The organism is Flavobacterium supellecticarium, assembly GCF_004801375.1.
GTDB lineage: Bacteria > Bacteroidota > Bacteroidia > Flavobacteriales > Flavobacteriaceae > Flavobacterium > Flavobacterium supellecticarium.
Genome location: NZ_SSNZ01000002.1, coordinates 238,532 through 258,631, shown reverse-complemented (window position 1 = coordinate 258,631; position 20,100 = coordinate 238,532). Strand labels below are relative to the sequence as shown.

Annotated in this window: 11 protein-coding genes; 9 read left to right on the top strand and 2 right to left on the bottom strand. The window is 41.6% G+C overall.

Annotated features, from left to right (window positions below):
- Positions 1 to 212 precede the first annotated feature (212 nt).
- The 3 genes from E6C50_RS05860 (at position 213) to E6C50_RS05850 (ending at position 13,468) form a co-directional block, all read left to right on the top strand.
- A complete protein-coding gene (locus tag E6C50_RS05860; protein WP_136402279.1) occupies positions 213 to 4,193 on the top strand; it encodes a GEVED domain-containing protein in 3,981 nt (1,326 codons plus the stop codon).
- Between the two features lie 423 nt (positions 4,194 to 4,616).
- Positions 4,617 to 8,684 (top strand): GEVED domain-containing protein, encoded by a 4,068-nt coding sequence (locus E6C50_RS05855; RefSeq protein WP_136402278.1) that lies wholly within the window; start codon positions 4,617 to 4,619, stop codon positions 8,682 to 8,684.
- Positions 8,685 to 9,085: 401 nt separating this feature from the next.
- Positions 9,086 to 13,468 (top strand): GEVED domain-containing protein, encoded by a 4,383-nt coding sequence (locus E6C50_RS05850; RefSeq protein ID WP_136402277.1) that lies wholly within the window; start codon positions 9,086 to 9,088, stop codon positions 13,466 to 13,468.
- A gap of 46 nt (positions 13,469 to 13,514) precedes the next feature.
- Here the strand turns inward: E6C50_RS05850 and E6C50_RS05845 are convergent, their stop codons facing one another.
- Positions 13,515 to 13,850, bottom strand: coding sequence for a hypothetical protein (locus tag E6C50_RS05845; protein ID WP_136402276.1), 336 nt, complete (start codon positions 13,848 to 13,850; stop codon positions 13,515 to 13,517).
- 28 nt (positions 13,851 to 13,878) lie between these two features.
- Between E6C50_RS05845 and E6C50_RS17610 the strand changes: the two genes are divergently transcribed.
- The 6 genes from E6C50_RS17610 to E6C50_RS05820 all read left to right on the top strand — a co-directional run bounded on the left by E6C50_RS17610 (position 13,879) and on the right by E6C50_RS05820 (position 19,375).
- Positions 13,879 to 14,055 (top strand): DUF5522 domain-containing protein, encoded by a 177-nt coding sequence (locus E6C50_RS17610; protein WP_168732756.1) that lies wholly within the window; start codon positions 13,879 to 13,881, stop codon positions 14,053 to 14,055.
- 136 nt (positions 14,056 to 14,191) lie between these two features.
- Positions 14,192 to 16,177 carry a urocanate hydratase gene (locus E6C50_RS05840; protein WP_136402275.1) on the top strand — a complete coding sequence of 662 codons (1,986 nt, stop codon included), beginning with the start codon at positions 14,192 to 14,194 and terminating at the stop codon, positions 16,175 to 16,177.
- 24 nt (positions 16,178 to 16,201) lie between these two features.
- Positions 16,202 to 16,738 (top strand): DUF4136 domain-containing protein, encoded by a 537-nt coding sequence (locus E6C50_RS05835; RefSeq protein WP_136402274.1) that lies wholly within the window; start codon positions 16,202 to 16,204, stop codon positions 16,736 to 16,738.
- A 56-nt stretch (positions 16,739 to 16,794) separates the two neighbouring features.
- Positions 16,795 to 17,169, top strand: a complete 375-nt coding sequence (locus tag E6C50_RS05830; protein WP_136402273.1) for a group III truncated hemoglobin — start codon at positions 16,795 to 16,797, stop codon at positions 17,167 to 17,169.
- Between the two features lie 76 nt (positions 17,170 to 17,245).
- Entirely contained in the window at positions 17,246 to 19,003 is a 1,758-nt protein-coding gene (locus tag E6C50_RS05825) for an aromatic amino acid hydroxylase (protein WP_136402272.1), read from the top strand.
- A gap of 63 nt (positions 19,004 to 19,066) precedes the next feature.
- The gene (locus E6C50_RS05820) at positions 19,067 to 19,375 is read left to right on the top strand and encodes a rhodanese-like domain-containing protein (RefSeq protein ID WP_136402271.1); all 309 of its coding nucleotides are present in this window, start codon (positions 19,067 to 19,069) and stop codon (positions 19,373 to 19,375) included.
- Positions 19,376 to 19,445: 70 nt separating this feature from the next.
- On the opposite strand, the gene E6C50_RS05815 is transcribed toward E6C50_RS05820, so the two are convergent.
- Positions 19,446 to 20,093 (bottom strand): DUF4230 domain-containing protein, encoded by a 648-nt coding sequence (locus tag E6C50_RS05815; protein WP_394346689.1) that lies wholly within the window; start codon positions 20,091 to 20,093, stop codon positions 19,446 to 19,448.
- Between the last annotated feature and the right edge of the window lie 7 nt (positions 20,094 to 20,100).

Below are 20,100 nucleotides of genomic sequence, written 5' to 3'. Positions count from 1 at the left end.
TTCGAGATCGTACTTTATCGATTAAACAAAATCCTTTATCGAAATTCATTCAAAGCCCTCTTTAAAAGCTGTTTTTAATCACTACATTATAACTGATAATGAACAACTTAACATTCAAAAATATATCAAACAGCTACAAAAGAGAGAGAGGTTCGAGCGGCTTTTCAAAAGTTCCCGTTCGATTTTATGTTATTGCTTCGAAAATTCAAAACATGTTGTTATTTTATGCCATAACAGGCCTATCATTATGCTTCCATACCGGACACTCACAGGTGCGTTATTATAACTTCTCGGAACGCATTTCGGCCTATAGTTCCATAAGTGGCACAACCGCAATAGCGGCTCCATGGGATAATGCCTCAGCTATTGACCTCCCTATTGGTTTTACTTTTAATTATGATGGTACAAATTACACTACATTTTCGGTTCTGTCAAATGGTTTTATCACGTTTGGGACTACCGTTCCTAATGATGCTCTGGGTTACAATCCCATTTCAGTGAATGGCGTTGGTTTTAGCGGAGCCATTAGCGCTCTGACTATGGATATCCGGGACAATGGTTCTCCCATCACCTATACCACTACTGGTTCTTCTCCTTTCCGAACCCTGATCATACAATGGGCAAATGTTCGGAGAATTGGGCAATCGGGAAATTTTAACTTCCAGATCCAATTGAAAGAAAGCAGCAACCTAATACAAATCGTCTACGGTTCTTGTTCTCCTAACGGCTCAACCCCTTTGTATGCAGAAGTAGGACTACGAGGCGCTTCCAACAGCGATTATAATAACAGGATCCAGAACACCAATGCTGTCTGGTATGGCAGCACCAATTCAGGAACTTCCAATACCGACACCTGTATAACTCAAGATAACAGCTATCCTAATAATGGTTTAACATACACCTGGTATCCTCCTGATTATACTACTGCCAGTTGTAATCCGTCTTCAGATTTTTCGACCTACTACATCTCCAGTTTCAGAATCACCGGATCTATTGTTGAAGCGTCAAATAATTCCGGATTCACTTCCGGTGGATACGCTAATTATACCGGACGGACACCCGCGCAACAAATTCCCGGATCCGATATTAATATTTCGATCGCTGTTGCAAGTGGCCCGGTACCGTTTCCAACACAATATATCAAAGCATGGGTCGACTGGAATAAAAACGGAGACTTTACCGATACTGGCGATACCGTTTTTTCTTCTTCGGCTGCTGTTAACTCGACTACATTTGGTTTTGTTATTCCTGCCGGAACTAATCCGGGGAATTATCGTTTGCGAATCCGGGCTAGTTTATTCAGCAACCCCTCCCCTTGTGGCAATCAGATAAATGGTGAAACAGAAGACTATATTATAAAAGTCATTCCAGATTGCCCTGCCAAAATAACCAATGCCCCAACTGTAACCATTTGTGGCGCCGGACCGGTAACTTTATCGGTAACCGGATCTCCAAGTGCTTCTTCTTACGCCTGGTATACCACCGAAACCGGAGGTTCTCCAATTCCAGACGCAACCACAGCTACCTACACCACTCCTGTACTAAGTACTACGACTACTTATTATGTTACTGCGCTAAACGGTAACTGTGAATCGCTAACCCGCACGCCTATTATTGCCCAAATAAAACCGGTTCCAAATATTACCATTTCGCCTACAACCCTTGAAATATGTGGCGACAAGGATTTCCTTCAGATTTCGGCTGCCGGAAGTACCGAAATCGTGGAACTGTTAAACGAAGACTTTGAAGGTTCCGGCTTAGGAAGTTTTATCAAATCCGGAAACGGAAATTCGGTAACCGAATGGCAACAAAAAACCAGTGTGTATACCACCGTTACCACTGCCTGGAAACCAGCCATAAATTCCGGAGGCATTGGTAATAAATTTGCTTTTACCACGTCTGATGTTGTCGGGAATGGTAAAAACCTGATCATGACTACCTCCAATTCGTTTAGCACAATCGATTTCATCGACCTGACTCTTACTTTCAGACATTATTTTTCTTTCTATGATGGAGGCGAAACGGCCAACATTGATATCTCGACAGACAACGGGGCCAGCTGGACAACCGTAAGAACCTTTTCCTCCAATCAGGGATATCCCAGTAAATTTACTGCTGTAAGTATTCCGTTAAATGGATATATAAATGTGGCTAATCTGAAAATCCGTTTCCGTTATGCTGCCAATTATAGCGACGGATGGGCCATTGACGACATCGTTTTATTTGGTACCCGACCACTAACTTCCAATTTCACATGGACCGGGGCAATTATTAATGCCTTTATTGATCCGAATGGTACCATTCCCTACATTTCCCAACCGACCAATGTGGTATATATAAAACCTACCGATTCCCAACTGGAGGTAAACAGCTGGTCTTTTACCGCCAATGTAGCACTAACGAATGGCTGTACCGCTTCACAATTTCTAACCGTGAATAACAAATCGAAAGTATGGCAGGGTTACACGGGTAACTGGAATGATCCGTACAACTGGCTTCCATTGGGCACTCCTACAGCTGCTAATTGCGTGATCATTAAACCTGCCGGGAGTTATTCCACTATTACCGGTACCAACTTTGAGGCTCAGTCAAAAAGTGTAACGATTAAACCAAATGGTCATCTGGAAATTCCCGATGGCAATAGCATCCGGGTGGTCAATACCATCAATGTGGAAAGTGATGGTATTTTCAATGTTGGCAATAATTCCGGGATAATCCAGGAGGATGACGTTCCCAACTCCGGAATCGTCACGATCAGACGGATTACCCAGCCTATGTCCCGTTATGATTACACCTATTGGAATTCGCCCGTTACGCTAAACTCCGGGTATACGCTCGCCATGTTGTCGCCCAATACCTTATCGGATAAATATATGCGTTGGCAACCAACAATTAACGGAGGCAATGGCAATTGGATCACGCTTAATCCTGCTACTCCAATGGATCCTACAATGGGATATATCGTTCGTGCCCCACAAACGTTCGATCCCAATCCGGCCAACAAAATTAACTATATCGCAACTTTTAGCGGTACTCCCAACAATGGCGACATCCTTATTCCTATTGCGGTTGGAACGGATGCCAATGTAGGCGGGAATGTGACAGCAAATGACGATCAGTGGAATTTGATTGGAAATCCCTATCCTTCGGCTATTGATGTGCTCTCTTTTCTCAACGATCTGGATAACAGTTCGCTTTTGGATGGCACTATTTACCTGTGGACGCATAACTCGCCAACATCGGAAGCAAATCCAAATCCTTTTTACGGTTCTTTTACTTATAATTATACCGAGGCCGATTATGCTACTGTTAATCGATTTGGAGCAACTGCTACAGCAACAACCGGAGGTCCCTATCCAAGCCGCTTTATCGCTTCCTGTCAATCTTTTTTTGTAAAAGGTCTTGCTAACGGAAATGTTAAATTCGCCAACTATATGCGGGTGAGTAGCCGGAATGACAACTTTATGAAAGTTGCTCATCATCCCCAAACGACTCTCAAAAGTCAACCTCAGGATGCTCCTGCTCCTACAGAACATCGTATCTGGCTCAATTTAGCAAACGAATCCGGTGCGTTTAGCCAGATCCTGGTAGGGTATCATTCGGATGCTTCTATAGCATTTGACCGCGGACTGGATGGCGAATTATTTGGCGGAAACCATGTCACGTTCTATTCAACCATCCCGGATAAGCATCTAACCATACAGGCACGTCCGTTACCCTTTAACGATCAGGATCAGATTCCTTTGGGATATCGTGCCACCGCGCATGACATTTACCAAATCGGAATTGATCATGTGGATGGCATTTTCAATACTCATAAAATTTATCTGGAAGACAAATTACTCGACAGCATACATGACCTCCGAATTACACCCTATACTTTTATTTCAGAAGCCGGTGTCTACAACAACCGTTTTGTACTTCGTTTTAACAGTAACTCTTTAAATACCTCGGAGTTTAGTCAGGAGAGCATCATCAAAATCATACGCGGAGAGGAACTGACTATAAGCTCAGCAAACAAAAAAATTAAAGATATTGTTATATATGATCTAATAGGTCGTAAAATTGGTCAATACTATAATGTTTCCGCTAATGAAGTAGTTTTGAAAAATACAAAAAAAACGTTTGGCATATTACTCCTCAAAATAACATTGGATGACAATAGCATACTGCATAGAAAAATAATTTTCTAAGTTTTTTAATGAAAAAAGTAAAAGACATCCTTTATGAAACAGAGGATGTCTTTTTTATATCGCAACTTTGCTATTATTCTTTCTGCAATCTAAACTTTTTGGGTACATTAAAATCCGATCTGTTTGTAGCTTCCTACACCTGCTATTCTGGCACTTCTTGCTAAAAAAGCACTTTCTTAAATTAAAAAATAAACACCCAAAAACAAGTAACACTATTATTTTAAAAACAAAAATCATAAATAAATACAAAAAACATACTTAAAATCACAATTAACACACAGAAACAAAAGGTCAAAAAGTAGACAAAAACGTACTTTATCGATTAAACGGAAACCTTTATCGAAATTCGGTCAAAACGCATTTATCGCCCCCTTTTTAGTAGCTAAATTAGTATTGAAAATGAACCACTTAATATTTTCAAGTATGTTAAACAGCTACAAAAACAACCAAAAAACCGGCAACTTTTTTAAAGTTTCCGGTGCTTTTAACGCAACTCCTGTTCGCGTAAAAAGCACTCCATTATTCAAAATAGTAGCCGGCTTATTATTGTGCTTCCAAATCGGACAGGCACAGGTAAGTTATTATACTTTTTCGGAAAATACCGCGACCTACTCGTCCATATCCGGAACGACTGCCATTGCCACTTCATGGGATAATAACGCCGCCCTTAACATCCCTATCGGCTTTACGTTTAATTACAACAGCACGAATTACACTACCTGTTCTATTTTGTCCAATGGTTTTATCACTTTTGGAACTACTGTAGCAGGCGATGCAGCCGGATACAACCCGATTTCGGTAAACGGAGCCGGTTTTGACGGGGCGATCAGTGCTTTGGGTATGGATCTTAAAGACAACGGGAATGCAATTACCTATACTACTACCGGAACAGCTCCAAATCGGACTTTTATCGTACAATGGAATAATGTGCGGCGCGTATCTCAGTCCGGGAGTTTTAATTTCCAAATCCGACTAAGCGAAACAACCAATATCATACAAATCATTTATGGTTCCTGTTCGCCAAGCAGCACCACAACATTAAATGCCGAAGTTGGGTTACGAGGTCGTAGCAATGCCGATTTCAATAACCGATCACAGAGTTCAAACAGCACCTGGTATGGTAATACGTCAAGTGGAACTTCCAACACCGACACCAACAGAACCAGAAGTAACAGTTATCCGAACAACGGATTGGTTTATTCCTGGTATCCGCCGAATTACACCTACACCAACTGTACGCCGGCTTCTACTTCGTCGACGTATTATATTTCCAGTTATAAAATCACGGGAGCCATTGTGGAATCCTCTAATACTTCCGGATACAGTACCGGTGGTTATGGCGACTATACCAGTCTTGCTCCGGCACAGCAAATTGCCGGATCCGATATCAATATTTCGTTAATCCTAACCGGTAGTACAGGTACTACTCAATATGTAAAAGCCTGGGTGGATTGGAATAAAAACGGAGACTTTACTGACGCCGGAGAAACCGTCTTTTCTCCTACGATTAGTGTAAGTTCCACAACATTTGGGTTTGTAATTCCCGCCGGAACCAATCCCGGTAATTACCGTGTACGTATTCGAACCTATTTATCAAACTCAACGTTTACACCTTGCGGAAGTCTTTCCAATGGTGAAACAGAAGACTATCTGATCAAAGTAATACCGGATTGCGGCGCTAAAATCACCAGTGCTCCAACAGTTGAATCTTGTGGAACAGGCCCGGTAACCTTATCGGTAACCGGATCATCGGGCGTAACATCCTATCGCTGGTATACTACCGATACCGGAGGCTCCCCTATTTCGGGCGCAACCGCTGCTTCCTATACAACGCCATCGTTAAGCGCTACAACAACCTATTATGTAACCGCATTAAACGGCACTTGCGAATCCCTTACCCGTACACCAATTATCGCTAAAATAAAACCGGTTCCGAATATCACCATTACACCGGCATCTCCGGAAATATGTGGTGATACCGATTATTTACAAATCTCAGCAGCCGGTAGTACAGAAGTAGTCGAATTGTTAAATGAAAATTTTGAAGGTACCGGATTGGGCAGTTTTACCAAGTCCGGCAACGGAACTACCACTACCGAATGGCAGCAAAAAACCAGTGTATTTACCACAACAACGGCTACCTGGAAACCGGCTATTAATTCCGGATCAATTGGAAATAAATTCGCGTTTACCACATCGGATATCAATAGTACTGGTAAAATTCTGATTATGAGCACAACCAATTCGGTAAATACCACTAATTTTATCGATTTAACACTTAATTTCAGACATTATTTCTCCTTCTATGGAAGTGGTGAAACAGCTAATATCGAGGTATCAACCGATAACGGAACCAATTGGACAACCGTAAAAACCTATACCTCCACACAAGGCTACCCCAGTAAATTCGTAAGCGAAAGTATTCCGCTGAACAGTTATGTAGGGATTGCCAATTTAAAAATACGTTTCCGTTATGCAGCCGATTTCTGCGACGGTTGGGCTGTTGATGACATCGTACTATCCGGTACCCGTCCGTTAACCTCCAATTTTACATGGAGCGGAGCAACAATCAATGCCTATATTGACGCCAATGGCACCACACCTTATACCAATCAGGCTGTAAACGTGGTGTATATTAAACCGTCGGCGTCTCAACTGGAGGTAAACAACTGGTCATTTAATGCTAATGTGCAATTAACCAATGGTTGTACCGCCACTAAACCCGTAACCGTTACTAATAAAACAAAAGTTTGGCAGGGAATTAATGGCAACTGGAATGATCCGAACAACTGGCTACCAGTGGGTGTACCGGCAAATGATAATTGTGTAATCATTAAACCAGCGACGAATTATTCGACTGTAAACGGTTCTAATTTTGAAGCGCAAGCCAAAACTCTAACCGTTCAGGCTAATGGCCGATTGGATATACCAACCGGAAACGGCATTAAAGTGGTTAACACAATTAATGTAGTGCCAAACGGAACTTTTAACCTGGATACTAGCGCAAGCATCGTTCAGGTTAACAACACCACCAATACCGGTATTGTAAACATCAAACGCACCACCCAACCGATGTACCGTTACGATTACACCTATTGGAATTCACCGGTAACCTTAGCTTCCGGATTTACACTGGGCATGTTATCTCCCAATACGTTATCCGACAAATACATGAGATGGCAACCAACCATTAGCAACGGAAGTGGAAACTGGGTTACCGTAAGTTCCAGTACGGTTATGGATCCGAAAATGGGATATATTGTACGCGCACCACAGACTTTCAGTGTTAATCCACTTACCAAAACGACCTATACCGGAACTTTTATCGGAACACCAAACAATGGCGATATTACCATCCCGATAGCTGTGGGAACCGATGCCAATGTTGGCGGTACTGTAACGGTTGATGACGATCAATGGAATCTGATTGGAAATCCGTATGCCTCTGCGATCGATATTGTAAGCTTTTTAAACGATCCTGCCAACAGTGCTTTAATGGATGGTACCGTATATCTTTGGACACATAACACTCCGCCATCTGCACTGTCGCCAAGTCCGTTTTACGGTACATATTCGTATAATTATACCGCAGCCGATTATGCAACGGTAAACAAATTCGGTGCCACTGCAACTGCTGCCACAGGAGGAAGTCTGCCAAGCCGTTATATCGCTTCAGGACAAGCGTTTTTTGTTAAAGGACTGGCTAATGGAAATGCTAAATTCACCAACAGTATGCGTGTGAGCCTACAAAACAACAGCTTTCTAAAAGTGGCCGATACCACCAAAATCAATCCGGAAACACAAAGTGTAGCCGGAGGCGAACCGGAACAACATCGTATCTGGCTGAATTTAGCCAACGAATCCGGCGCTTTTAGTCAGATTTTGGTTGGCTATAATGCGCAAGCCACAATGGGTTTTGACAGAAGTTTAGACGGTCAGTCATTTGGTGGTAACGGCGTTACGTTCTATTCGATCATTCCGGAAATGAACCTGACCATTCAGGCTCGTGCGTTACCGTTTAACGAACAGGATCAGATTCCTTTAGGTTTTAATGCTGATGCGCAAAACACGTATGAAATTGGTATTGATCATTTGGATGGTATTTTCGATACCCATGCCATTTACCTGGAAGATAAAATGCTAAACGTGATTTTTGATTTACGAACAGCCCCGTATTCCTTTACATCGGCTGCCGGAACATTCAACAACCGTTTTGTATTGCGCTTTGCGAACAGTACTTTAGGAACCGGAGAATTTAGCCTTGAAAACGGTATCAAAGTATTACGCGGCAACGAATTGGCAGTACATTCGGCTATCGAAAAAATTAAAGATATTACAGCTTTTGATCTTTTAGGTCGTAAAATCGATGAATATAAAAACACTAATGAAAACGATATCATATTGAAAAACATTAAAAAATCGTCCAGCGTGGTATTATTAAAAATCACATTGGAAAACGGTGCTACCGTAGACCGAAAAACGATTTTCTAAACAATATAACAACATTTCAAGACCAATCCCCTGTTTATGCAGGGGATTTTTATTTTGTAACAAATCCACTTTATTTCGTTTTGTTTCAAACAAAATAATCTTTTGGAATGGTACATCAAACGCCTCCATCCAAACCCTTTTCTACGTTTTTTTTACACAGAAAAACCTTGTAAAAAGCAAAAAACAAACCGCCCAAATCTCCGAATCCAAAAAACAGATAACCATCAGAAAAACAATACAAATCAAAAATAAGTCTGTATCATAAAAGGTCATGTCGAGGTCAAAAATGCACTTTATCGATTAAACAGAAACCTTCATCGAAATTCGGTTCCGAGACACCTTCTGTCTGCTTCTTAGTACATATTTTCGCACCGTAAAAATAACCCCAAAGATTTTTTAGTATGTTAATTCGCCCCCGATTTACGTTTAAAATTGAAAATTTTTTCAACTCAAAAAGCAACCTACTTTCGTTGCTGCTTTTACTTGTTTGCGCTACTGGATTCAGCCAGGTAAGCAATTATACTTTTTCAGAAAGCTCATCAAATTATACGGCTATTACCGGTGCAACAAATGCTATTAACAGCAACTGGGACGACAATGTAACGGCAAACAATATTCCAATTGGTTTTACCTTTAATTTTAACGGAACCAACTATACAACCTGTTCGGTAAACTCAAACGGATTTATCACCTTCGGATCAACAACTTCATCTGCTTCTGAATACGCTCCTATTTCTTCGGTAGCCGGATATGCTGGTGCGGTAAGTGCTGTGGGAGTTGATCTTAAAAATAACGGAAATGCGATTATCTACAAAACAATTGGATCCGCTCCAAACCGTGTTTTTGTAGTACAATGGACAAATGCCGTGCGTACTGCTCGTGATGGTGATTTTAACTTTCAAATCCGTTTAAGCGAAACAACAAATGTTGTGTCCATTTCGTACGGTTCTTGCGCTCCATCAGGTAATGGTGGTGGTTCCAACGTGAATGTTCAGGTTGGTTTACGAGGAAGCAACAACGGTGATTATAACAACAGATCCCTTTCAAGTAACACTACTTGGGCTGGTAATACCTCTGACGGAACAGCTAATAGTTCGACTGTAAGAACACGTAACAGTGCCTATCCAAATGCAAATCTTTTATTTACCTGGACACCTGTAGGACCTTGTACCGTACCTACGGCTCAGCCTTCGGCACTTACGTTAAGCAGTATCGGAGTTAATTCTATGAACGGTTCGTTTACAGCAGCATCGCCTGCTCCAGACAACTACCTTGTTATCGCAAACACAACCGGTACAGCTCCAACAATTACCAATGGAACGAACTATTCTATCGGACAGAATCTGGGTAGCACAAATATCGTTATCGACAACGATGGTAATACTACTTTTAGCGCTACCGGACTTTCGGCCAATACAACGTATTATTTCTTTGTATACTCTTTTAACTCAAACTGTACAGGAGGTACAAAATACAGAACGACTTCTCCTTTAACCGGAAATGCTAAAACATTAGTATACTGTACAGCAACATCGACATCAAGCAGTTATTATATTTCAAGTTTTAAAACAACCGGAGCGATTTCAGACGCTGTAAACAACAATTCAGGATACAGTACGTCAGGATATGGTGATTTCACAAGTTTGGATGCGGCTCAGCAAATTGCCGGTGGTGATCTTAATATCAGCGTAGTTCTTGCCGGTCCAGACAAACAATTTGTGAGTGCCTGGGTTGACTGGAATAAAAACAACGATTTTACCGATAGCGGTGAGAATGTTTATAACTCAAGTGTAAATATCTTATCAACTACTTTTGGATTTGTAATTCCGGCCGGGACTGCCCCGGGGAACTACCGACTACGTATTCGTTCCGCTAATGGAAATAATGGTACTGTACTTTCTCCTTGTGGTAGTTATACAAATGGAGAAACCGAAGATTACATCCTTACAGTTATTGCCGATTGTCCGGCAAAAATCCTTACAGCACCAACCGTAGAATCATGTGGTGAAGGCCCTGTAACCTTAACTGTAACAGGATCAGCAGGAGTTACTTCTTACCGGTGGTATACCAGCGAAACCGGTGGTTCTCCTATTGCAGGTGCAACATCGGCAAGCTATACGACACCTCCACTAATGATGTCAGCAACTTACTATGTTACCGCTGTAAACGGTTCTTGCGAATCGTTGGTTCGAAGAGCAATTACCGCTAAAATCAAACCGGTGCCCAATATTACAATTACACCTTCTTCTCCGGAAATTTGTGGTGATGACAACTTTGTACAGATTGCAGCAGCAGGTAGCACCGAATTGGTAGAGCTTTTTAACGAAAATTTTGAAGGGAGCGGATTAGGTCTTTTCACTAAATCCGGTAATGGAACCAGTACTACCGAATGGCAACAAAAAACAAGTATTTATACTACTACAACAGCCAACTGGAAACCAGCGATCAATTCGAGTACAGGAACAACAGGTAATAAATTTGCCTTCACAACAGCTGATGTAAGCGGAAGTGGAAAAGACATTATTTTAACGACAACAAATTCGTATAACACTTCAACTTTTCTGGATTTAACCTTAACATTCCGTCAGTATTATTCGTACTATGGAAATGGTGAGAGTGCTGCTGTCGAAGTTTCTAAAGACAATGGAACAACATGGACCAGAGTTGTTAGTTACACTAACAGTCAGGGTGCTCCAAGCCGATTTGTAAATACAATTATTTATTTGAATGACTATATCGGAGTAAGCAATTTAAAAATCAGATTCCGTTATCAGGCAGGTTATTGCGATGGATGGGCTATCGACGATGTGATTTTATCCGGACACCGTCCGTTAACCTCCAACTTTACATGGTCGGGTGCAACTATCGATGCCTATATCGATGCAAACGGGACAATCCCTTATACCAATCAGGCTGTAAACACTGTATATATCAAACCATCTACAGCACAATTAGAAGTAAGCAACTGGTCCTTTACAGCTAATGTTCAATTAACCAATGGTTGTACCGCTTCTAAACCGGTGAGTGTTAACAACAAATCGAAGGTATGGCAGGGTAATAATGGCAACTGGAATGATCCGAACAACTGGTTACCGGTAGGAGTTCCTACAAGTGATAACTGTGTGATCATTAAACCAACCAGCAATTCCTCAACCATTAATGGAACCAATTATGAAGCGCAGGCTAAAACCTTAACGGTTCGTACAAATGGTCGTTTGGATATTCCGGCAACTAACGGAATCAAAGTGGTTAATAAAATTGACGTAAAAAATAACGGTACCTTAAATGTAGACAATAATGCTAGTATCGTACAGGTAGACAATGTAGAAAATTCTGGAAATGTAAATATCAGACGTACAACAAAACCGATGTATCGTTATGATTTCACCTACTGGAATTCACCGGTAACATTAGCTTCCGGATATACATTAGCGATGTTATCTCCAAACACATTGGGTGACAAATACATGAAATGGCAACCAACTATCAATGGTGGTTACGGAAACTGGATCAGTGTAAACAATGCTACAGCTATGGATCCAAGAATGGGTTATATCGTAAGAGCGCCACAAACATTCGATCTTAGTCCAAACAACAAAACACCATATACGGCTACTTTCGTAGGAACACCAAACAATGGAGATATTACAATTCCAATTGCTATCGGAACAGACGCAAACGTTGGCGGAGGTGTAACTGTAGATGATGATCAGTGGAACTTGATCGGAAATCCTTATGCTTCGGCTATCGATGTGGTGTCTTTCCTGACAGACAATACCAACAAAACATTGGTAGATGGTACGGTTTATATCTGGACGCACAATACACCTATAGGCAACACAAATCCTAGCCCGTTCTATGGTACATATGCCTATAACTATACTGCTGCCGATTATGCTACCGTAAATAAATTCGGAGCAACAGCAACCGCTGCAACCGGTGGAAGCGCGCCAAGCCGTTATATCGCATCGGGACAGGCTTTCTTCGTAAAAGGTTTAGCCAACGGAAATGCGAAGTTTACAAACAGTATGCGTGTTACCGGTAAAAACGATAATTTCATGAAAAATGGCGGCACACCAATCAACCCGGAAACACAATCGGTTGCTGGTGGTGAATCGGAAAAACACCGTATCTGGTTGAATTTAGCAAATGAAAACGGTGCTTTTAGCCAAATTTTAGTAGGATATGATGAAGAGGCAACTATGGATTTCGACAGAGGTCTTGATGGACAGTCTTTCGGTGGAAACGGTGTAACCTTCTACTCGACTATTCCGGATATGAACCTGACCATTCAGGCACGTCCGTTACCGTTTAACCAGGAAGATCAGATTCCATTAGGTTTCAATGCCAACGCTCAGAATACCTACCAAATCGGAATTGATCACTTAGATGGAATTTTCGATACGCATGCGATCTACCTGGAAGATAAAACAACCAATACGATCCACGATTTAAGAACGGCTCCGTATTCATTCACATCGGCTGCAGGTACTTTTAACGAGCGTTTTGTATTGCGTTTCACCAACGGTACGTTAGGAAACGGTGACTTTAGCCTTGAAAACGGTATCAAAGTATTACGCGGAAACGAATTGGCTGTAAACTCGGCTAATGAAAGAATCAAAAACATCACAGCATTCGATGTTTTAGGACGAAAAATTGACGAGTATAAAAATGTAGGTGAAAACGAAATCGCCTTGAAAAATGTAAAAAAATCATCTAGTGTTGTGCTTTTAAAAATCACACTTGAAAACGGAGCTACGGTAGATCGTAAAACGATTTTCTAATAACTTCCGAATACAAACAAATAACCCCGATGATCGATCATCGGGGTTATTTGTTTTTCAGATACTTTATAAAATACCAAAATGGTCGTTTCGACAGATAATCCGGATTGGCTTCGTTCGCATAGGCTTCCCGTTCAAAACTGATATTCCGGTAAGCCGTATGCCGATTGCCATACTGCCGCCATCGGATCAGAAATTCGATTCCGTACCAGATAAAAAAAGGAAGCAGTAAAAGTTCCAATTGTTGCCGGATATGAATTTTTTCATGATTCAGAAATACAACGTCCTTTTTATCCTCCTTCCTCACAACAAACACAAAAGGAAAAACGGTAATACCCCGAAACCCTTTTGGCGTTAAATATTTTAATACAAGTACGATCATTAACGGTAAAGTTCCTAAATTTGTCCGTATGGACAACCAAAATACTAAAAATAAATTAATCCCCGGAGAAGACTATTATTTGTCCCCGGAAGGCTATAAAGTGTTCACAGAAGCCTATCATTTAAAAAGAGGCTATTGCTGTAAAAACGGATGCCGCCATTGTCCGTATGGATTCAACAAAAACACCGGAACGATAAAAAAATAAAAAATGGATGCCATTTTAGTCCGCTATAAGATCAAAATTTACAAATCCTACCATAGGTCGGATATCCGCTATCCATAGCCGGGAATTCCCTGCGCATTTTTATCATTTTATAATACACGAAATTCACACAACAATCATGACGTTTCAAGAACAGATTTTAGAAGGAATTCCTTCTGTATTACCACAACCAAAACCGTACGAAAGCACTATAAACCACGCGCCAAAGCGTAAAGAAATATTAACCGACGACGAGAAAAAACTGGCACTAAAAAATGCCCTGCGTTATTTCGAACCCCAACATCACGCCGAATTGATCAAAGAATTTTCGAACGAGTTGGAAACCTATGGCCGTATCTATATGTACCGCCTGCGTCCGGATTATAAAATGTATGCCCGACCGTTATCCGAATATCCGGGTAAATCCGATCAGGCCAAAGCCATCATGCTAATGATCCAGAATAACCTGGATTATGCCGTGGCACAACATCCACACGAATTGATCACCTATGGTGGAAACGGAGCGGTTTTTAGCAACTGGGCACAGTACCGCTTAACGATGAAATACCTGGCTGAAATGACCAACGAACAAACGCTGGTGATGTATTCCGGTCATCCGATGGGATTATTCCCTTCACACCCGGAGGCTCCGAGAGTGGTGGTTACCAACGGTATGATGATCCCGAATTATTCCAAACCGGACGATTGGGAACGTTTTAATGCCTTAGGTGTTACGCAATACGGTCAGATGACAGCCGGTAGTTATATGTATATCGGTCCACAGGGAATTGTTCACGGAACGACGATTACCGTATTGAATGCCGGACGAAAAATCGCTAAAAAAGGCGAAGATCTGGCCGGTAAAGTTTTTGTAACTTCCGGTTTGGGCGGAATGAGTGGTGCGCAACCTAAAGCCGGTAATATCGCCGGATGTATCACCGTTTGTGCAGAAGTAAATCCAAAAATTACCCATATCCGTCACTCACAGGGATGGATCAATGAAGTGATCGAAAATATTGATGAACTGATCCTACGTGTTCGAAAAGCACAGCAAAATAAAGAAGTCGTTTCTATTGCCTACCTTGGTAATGTGGTAGACGTTTGGGAGCGTTTTTACGACGAAAATATTTATATCGACTTAGGTTCCGATCAGACTTCCTTACACAATCCGTGGGCGGGTGGCTACTACCCTGCCGGGATTTCCTTTGAAGATGCCAACGACATGATGGCGAACGAACCGACACTTTTCAAAGAAAAAGTACAGGAGACCTTACGCCGACATGCGGCAGCGATCAATAAACACACCGCCAAAGGCACCTATTTCTTCGACTATGGAAATGCCTTTCTTTTGGAAAGTTCCAGAGCCGGAGCCGATGTAATGGCTCCAAACGGTATCGATTTCAGATATCCAAGCTATGTTCAGGACATCATGGGACCCATGTGCTTTGACTATGGCTTCGGACCGTTCCGTTGGGTTTGTACTTCCGGAAATCCGGACGATCTGGCTAAAACTGATGCCATCGCTTGTCAGGTTTTAGAAGAAATGATGCAAACTGCTCCTACTGAAATCCAACAACAAATGGCCGATAACATCCGTTGGATCAAAGGGGCGCAGGAAAACAAACTGGTGGTTGGTTCGCAGGCGCGTATTTTGTATGCCGATGCCGAAGGACGCACCAAAATTGCCGAGGCTTTTAATCAGGCGATTGCCCGTGGCGAAATCGGATATGTGGTTTTAGGACGCGATCACCACGATGTATCCGGTACTGATTCCCCTTATCGTGAAACATCTAACATCTATGACGGTTCCCGTTTTACAGCCGATATGGCGATTCATAACGTAATCGGTGACAGTTTCCGGGGAGCAACCTGGGTATCCATTCACAATGGTGGTGGCGTTGGATGGGGCGAAGTAATTAACGGTGGATTTGGCATGGTTCTTGACGGTACTAAAGAAGCATCAAAACGCTTAGAATCAATGCTTTTCTGGGATGTTAACAACGGGATTGCCAGAAGAAGCTGGGCGCGAAACGAAGGCGCAGTTTTTGCCATTAAAAGGGCCATGGAATCGCAGCCATTACTAAAAGTAACCCTCCCGAATTTTGTTGATGAATCATTATTTTAGTTAATCATAAAACCTAATTACATTATGAAAGCAATAAAATACCTTCCGATACTACTGCTCTTGGTCATCAGCTCTTGTAGCTCCGTTAGAGTAGCATCCGATTTTGACAACAGAACCGACTTTAGTCAGTATAAAACCTATGCCTTTCATAAAGATGGAATCGATAAAGTCGAGATCTCCGATTTAGACAAACGACGTATTCTTCGCGCCATTGACGATCAGATGACTGCCAAAGGCTTTACAAAAAGTGACAATCCGGATATGTTGGTTAATATTTTCACCAAATCCAGCGAACAGGTCAACGTAAGCCAGTTTAATGCCGGCTATGGTTGGGGTTACGGCGGATGGGGCTATGGCTGGGGATGGGGTCCTTCCTACAGTACTGTTAGTACCACTACAGAAGGAACGCTTTATATCGACCTGATCGATGCCCGTAAAAAAGAATTGATCTGGCAAGGTATTGGAACCGGTGTTTTAACCAGAGACCGTGAAAGAAAAGAAGAGCGCATTAACGAATTTGTTTCTAAAATTCTGATGCAGTTTCCACCGCAAAAAAAATAATGTAATTCACTATAAAACTATAAAGCCTACCCTGTTGTGTAGGCTTTTTTATAACTATGAACGATATCAGCACTTTTGAGGATATACAAGCACTGGTGAATACTTTCTACGGAAAAGTACAGCAGGACGATTATATCGGACCGGTTTTTAATAGTAAAATACAGAATCGCTGGCCGGAACATCTGGCTAAAATGTACCGGTTCTGGGAAAGTATTTTACTGGATAACCATACCTATTCCGGCCGACCTTTCCCACCACATGCACTTTTACCCGTAGATGCCACACATTTTAACCGTTGGCTTACCCTATTTACCGCTACGGTCGATTCCCTTTTTGTCGGACCCATTGCCGAAGAAGCCAAAGAAAGGGCTGCAAAAATGGCAGCTATGTTTCACTATAAAATAGAATACATTAAAAATAACACAATATAATTCCATGATTGAAATTCCAATTGCTAACTCCCTAAAGATTTCGTAATTTTACACCAAACAGCAACAATTTTTAATCATGAATCCATCGTTTGAAACCAATCCCTTAATTGAGCGCTTACCCAAGCATCTGAAGCAATTTATCAAACCGCAGGATTATGACGAGTATACTCCGATTAATCAGGCCGTTTGGCGCTATGTGATGCGTAAAAATGTGGATTACCTCGGAAAAGTAGCCCACAGCTCGTATCTGGATGGTCTTCGCCAGACGGGAATTTCTATCGAAAGTATCCCGAATATGTATGGTATGAACCGTATCCTAAAAGAAATCGGTTGGGCTGCTGTTGCCGTAGACGGTTTTATCCCACCCAATGCTTTTATGGAATTTCAGGCGTATAACGTACTTGTTATTGCGTCCGATATCCGTCAGCTGGAACATATCGAATATACACCTGCTCCCGATATTATTCACGAAGGAGCCGGCCACGCCCCTATTATTGCCAATCCGGAATATGCCGAATACCTGCGTCGTTTTGGTGAAATCGGTTGTAAGGCCATTTCATCGGCACGGGATTACGAAATGTATGAAGCGATTCGTTTGCTTTCGATTCTGAAAGAAGCCGAAGGTACACCGCAAAACGAAATCGAAGCTGCTGAAAAGCGTGTCGACGAATTACAAAACGATATGGGCGAATTGTCCGAAATGGCACAAATCCGAAACTTACACTGGTGGACCGTGGAATACGGTTTGATCGGAACCGTAGACAATCCGAAAATCTATGGTGCCGGACTTTTATCCTCCATTGGAGAAAGTACCTGGTGTATGACCGATAATGTAACCAAAATCCCATATGATATCAGTGCGGCGAATCAAAGTTTTGACATCACCAAACCGCAACCGCAATTGTATGTAACGCCTGATTTTGCACACCTCAACCTCGTACTGGAAGAGTTTGCCAATAAAATGGCATTGCGTACCGGCGGATTATCCGGAATTCAGAAATTAATCCATTCCAAAGCCTTAGGAACTATTGAATTGAGTACCGGTATTCAGGTGTCAGGTGTTTTTACCAATGTAATCGAACACGAAGGCAAACCGGTTTATATTCAGACAACCGGAAAAACAGCCTTATCCTACCGCGAAAAAGAACTGGTTGGTCATGGTACCGAATACCATGCCGAAGGTTTCGGAAGTCCGGTCGGAAAATTAAAAGGCATCAATCTGGCTATCGAAGATATGAGTCCAAGGGATTTGAGCGCCTATGCCATATTTGAAGGACAGGTTGTTACACTGGAATTTGAAGGAAATATCAAAGTTTCCGGAGAAATCATTACCGGTTCCCGAAACTTACAGGGAAAAATCATCACCATCAGCTTTAAAAACTGTACGGTAACACATAACGACACCGTATTATTCCAACCGGAATGGGGTATTTATGATATGGCTGTCGGTAAGAAAATCACTTCCGCTTTTTCAGGTCCGGCCGATGTTAGAAGCTTCGATTTGATTACACATGTGCCATCATCGCAAACCATTAAAGCGCAAAAAACAACGGAACGTTTAAAACTGGAAGCGTTATACCAAAATATCCGCGACATCCGCGAAGGAAAAACCACCGGAAACCCGGATGCCATTTTCGAAACCCTGCAAAACGAACATCCGAAAGATTGGTTATTGTCTGTTGAAATTGCCGAACTGGCACATAAAAACAATGACCACGCTTTGGAAAGTAAAGTCTTAGCCCATTTGGAACAATTAAAAACAACGCGTCCGGAAGTGGCTCATTTGATCAGCAACGGTCTCGAACTTATTTTCGAAAACGAAAGCGTAAATTAAATCCGTAACAATTGTTACAACCCTATACCTGAAAGTCCCGTACCTTTGCTAAAAATTAAAGTTATGGGACTTTTAGATTTATTAGGATTCGGCAATAAAAATGAAATGATACAGGAATTTGTAGCCAAAGGTGCTATTATTCTTGATGTACGAACACCGGAAGAATTTGCCGGCGGACATATTCCAAATTCCCGGAATATTCCATTACAACGGATCGCAAGCGAAATCACCACCATCAAAAAATGGAACAAACCGGTGATTACCTGTTGCCGTTCCGGAATGCGAAGTGCACAAGCTGCAACAGTATTAAAACAAAACAATATCGAAGTGATCAACGGTGGTGGCTGGAATAGCCTGGAAAGCAAATTGTAATTACATTTTATCTATAAAGAAACAACCCTGTCAGAATCTGACAGGGTTGTTTTTTATCGGCACAATTATTTTATAATTTCACTTGTTCTCCCAACTGCTGTTCATTTTCCAACACCTGGTTTTCGTATTGTAATTTCCACCCTAAAGAATTCGTCAGGATTAAAATTTTAGACAATTCACTGATTAATCGGTTTTTGGCATTCGATTTTAAGGTCGATGTTTCCATTTTACGTGCCAGATCCTCTTTTACTTTTTTACTGATTTTATTGTAATCGTCTCCGGTAAACGGATTCATCCGGCTTTGATCTACATCATAAAACTGAATATCCGGGCTAATCTTGATTTCTTCTTTCGGAATACTGACTATCGTAATGGTTTTATTCTTTTCATCGATATCATACTTTACCTGACGTAAATCGTAAGCCACCGTCACATCGGCATTGATCACGATCAAAGCTTTCTTTTCGAACGTCAACAAGTTCATTAAGTATTTCTGTTGGTCTTTATAGGTCATCACCTGGGCATAATGCCCTTCTGTTACAATCAGCTTTCCAACATTTTTAATCTGCTGCTGAATCAAATTGGTATTGTATTCGGTCGAAGTGGTATTCTTGTCAGAAGTCACCCATTTATAGATTACAAATCCGATGATGATAAAAATCAGCAAATACATAATTTTCCCGGAACGCGCCAACGCCTGAACTACGGGCACTAACATGTTTTTG